This is a genomic window from Burkholderia sp. Bp9016 (assembly GCF_003857765.1).
GTDB lineage: Bacteria > Pseudomonadota > Gammaproteobacteria > Burkholderiales > Burkholderiaceae > Burkholderia.
The window spans coordinates 1-2,178 of the sequence record NZ_QTPY01000069.1 but is presented as its reverse complement, the minus strand read 5'-3'; the positions used below and the strand labels follow the sequence as shown (position 1 = coordinate 2,178).

2 protein-coding genes are annotated in these 2,178 nt (G+C 63.4%); both read left to right on the top strand.

Annotated features, from left to right (window positions below; all coding sequences use genetic code 11):
* Nucleotides 1–157: 157 nt before the first annotated feature.
* A complete protein-coding gene (gene tnpB / locus DIE13_RS32425) occupies nucleotides 158–505 on the top strand; it encodes an IS66 family insertion sequence element accessory protein TnpB (RefSeq protein WP_085504499.1) in 348 nt (115 codons plus the stop codon).
* A gap of 63 nt (nucleotides 506–568) precedes the next feature.
* Nucleotides 569–2,143, top strand: a complete 1,575-nt coding sequence (gene tnpC, locus DIE13_RS32420; protein WP_124831034.1) for an IS66 family transposase — start codon at nucleotides 569–571, stop codon at nucleotides 2,141–2,143.
* Nucleotides 2,144–2,178 lie beyond the last annotated feature (35 nt).

Genomic DNA, 2,178 nt, shown 5'->3' with positions numbered 1-2,178 from the left:
CCACGCCACCGTCGCTGCCAGCCTTTGTGTCGGTGCCATTGGGAGCGCCGAGTCCGCACTCGGCAGAGATCCGCATCGAGGTGCGCCGGGGCGATCAGTCGATCACGGTCAGTTGGCCCGTGTCCGAAGCCGCCCAGTGTGCCGCCTGGCTGCGCGAGTGGATGCGGTGATCCGCGTCGACGAGATCTGGCTGGCGACCGATCCGCTGGACATGCGTGCCGGTTTCGACACGGCCTTGGCGCGCGTGGTCAAGGTATTCGGTGCCGCGCACCCACACCATGCTTATCTGTTCGCCAATCGCCGCGCCAACCGCATGAAGGTCCTGATCCACGACGGGATCGGCATTTGGTTGGCAGCACGACGTCTGAATCAGGGGCAATTTGCCTGGCCGCACGCCGGCAGCGAACCGAAGCAGCATGAACTGACGCACGAACAACTGGCCGGCCTGGTGCTGGGCCTGCCGTGGCAACGCATTGGCGGGAGTGGCGTGATCCGTGTCGTCTGAGTACGACGGAGGCGTAAACAGTTCAGCTTCCACCGCCTACAGCGTTCTGGCAGACTGGCCTGCATGAATCCCGCTGACCTCGACGCACTCACCCCGGAACAGTTGCGCGCCCTGACTGCGCAACTGATTGGAGAGGTCCAGTCGAAGGACCAGGCGATCCACGAGAAGGAGCGGGAAGCCAGTGAACGGGATCGGGAACTCCGCTACAAGCAGACCCGCATCGACCAGCTTACCCATGAGATCTCGATCCTCAAGCGCCAGCAGTTCGGCCGGCGCAGCGAACAATTCAACAGCGAGCAGATGAACCTGCTCGACGAGGCGATCGATGGCGACTTGGTTGCCATCGAGATGGAGCTTGAGCAACTCGAGCCTACGCGAGCTGAACGGCAACGCGAGCAGCCGAAACGGGCACCACTGCCGCCGCAACTGCCACGCACCGACGTCCATCACGAACCGGACAGCACAACGTGCCAGTGCGGTTGCGAACGCATACGGATCGGCGAGGACGTGAGCGAGAAGCTGGACTACACGCCGGGTGTGTTTACGGTGGAACGGCACATCCGCGGCAAGTGGGTGTGCAAAGCGTGCGAGACGCTGATCCAAGCGCCGGTTCCACCGCATGTGATCGACAAGGGCATGCCCACCGCCGGGTTGCTCGCGCAGGTGCTGGTCGCCAAGTACGGCGACCACCTGCCCCTGTATCGCCAGGAACAGATCTTTGGTCGTGCGGGACTGGCCATCCCGAGATCCACGCTGGGTGCCTGGGTGGGCCGGTGTGGCGTGCAGTTGCAGCCGTTGGTCGACGCACTCGGCCAGGCCATCCGGCAACAGGCGGTGTTGCACGCCGACGAGACGCCGGTGCAAATGCTCAGTCCCGGCAAGGGCAAAACGCACCGGGCATACCTGTGGGCGTATACGTCGACTCAGTTCAGCGAACTGCGCGCGGTGGTCTACGACTTCGCCGAGAGCCGCGCCGGTGCGCACGCTCGCACGTTCCTGACGGGCTGGCACGGCAAACTGGTATGCGAGGATTACAGGGGGTACAAGGCCTCGTTCCAGCACGGCATCACCGAGATCGGATGCGCGGCCCATGCTCGACGCAAGTTCTTTGAATTGCATGCCAACCACAGCAGCCATGTTGCGGGGCAGGCCCTGCCGTTCTTTACCGCGCTCTACGACATCGAACGCGAGGCCGCAGCACTGGATGTCGACGAACGGCAGCGGCTTCGACAGCGTCGGGCCAAGCCGGTGTGCGACGCCCTCTATGAATGGTTGATGGCGCAGCGCAAACTCGTTGCGGACGGCTCGGCGATTGCGAAGGCGCTGGACTACAGCCTGAAACGATGGGACGCACTCACGCGCTATCTCGATGACGGCAATGTGCCGATCGACAACAACTGGGTCGAAAACCAGATCCGACCGTGGGCAGTCGGTCGGTCCAATTGGTTGTTCGCCGGATCACTGCGTGCGGGTCAGCGCGCGGCCGCCATCATGAGCTTGATTCGATCGGCGCAACTGAACGGGCTCGATCCGCTCGCCTATCTGAAGGACGTCCTCACACGCTTGCCGACCCACAAGGCCAACGACATCGACGCGCTACTGCCGCATCGTTGGCAACCTCTCTCGACTGCCGCCTAAACTCGCTCGTCAAGACGGGTTGGCTGGTCGCTTAC

Excerpts from the sequence above, each read along its gene's own strand:
- tnpC (WP_124831034.1), top strand. The coding sequence starts at position 569 with ATGAATCCCGCTGACCTCGACGCACTCACCCCGGAACAGTTGCGCGCC.